1 protein-coding gene is annotated in these 943 nt (G+C 68.6%); it reads right to left on the bottom strand.

From position 1 onward, the window contains the following. The coding region (locus tag HH308_RS29290; protein WP_170197820.1) for a DUF222 domain-containing protein at positions 1 to 943 on the bottom strand (943 nt) is incomplete at both ends.

Here is a 943-nt window from a genome sequence, read left to right as displayed (position 1 = left end):
TGGTCGCCGGAAATGACGCCGTGCCCGGACAGGTAGCCCGGATTGTCGGCGTGACCGGCGACGGTGGCCTCGTCGGCGACGACATGCAAAATCGTGCGCGCCGCCACCGGCACCACCGCCGCCGGGTCGGCCCCCTCGCCGGGCAGGTCAGAGGTACAGGTCGCCGGATCACCACATGCACACCGGTAGGGCACCTGGTTGATCAGGCAGAACATCACATCGGAATTGCGTTGCGGCGTGGTCCGCGGATCGTTACCGCAGACCCGCGCGGCGAGGTCACGAATCGCAGCGACCGACACCTGCACCCGCTCGGCGGTCATCGTCACCCCCAACAACGCCATATCGTCATCCAGGTTCGACGTCCACACCCGCCGATCCAGCTTCGCCGCCCGACGCCGCTGCCGCACCGCATCCGGTTCCTCCCGGAACACGATCCGATCGGCCATATCCCTGGCCAGATGCGGCGTCCACGCGCCCCGCCCACCCTGATCCAATTCCCCGGCGATCGCCTGATCAACCCGCGCCATGACCGCACCCGGTTCGGTCTCACCGGGCGCTGGTTCGGTCGGCAGCCACCCACCGGCCGGGCCATCGGAAATCAGATCGGTGCGTTCGATGAGTTTGCGTGCCACCTCCACGGTGATGACCCCGTCACGCAGACGCTGCGCCACCGCCGGCAGCCGAGTCATCAAATCGACCGCCTCACCCAGAATGCCTTGCGCCTTCCGGTCGCCCCACCCCAACGCCGCCGCCACCATCGCAGCCAGATCCTCGAACGCCCGCGTCGCCGGGGCGATCGCCGCCGACCCACCCGGATCGGCCGGGATCAACGGCGCCACCTGCACCTGATGCAACCGCGCCAACCGCCGATACTGCTCATACGCCAGATACGACTCCCCCCGCGCCACATGCACCACCTCAGCGAGCAGATCCCCCACCTCGG

The organism is Gordonia asplenii, assembly GCF_012933505.1.
Lineage (GTDB): Bacteria > Actinomycetota > Actinomycetes > Mycobacteriales > Mycobacteriaceae > Gordonia > Gordonia asplenii.
The sequence above is the reverse complement of the archived record's forward strand: the minus strand, read 5'-3'. Positions and strand labels throughout refer to the sequence as shown.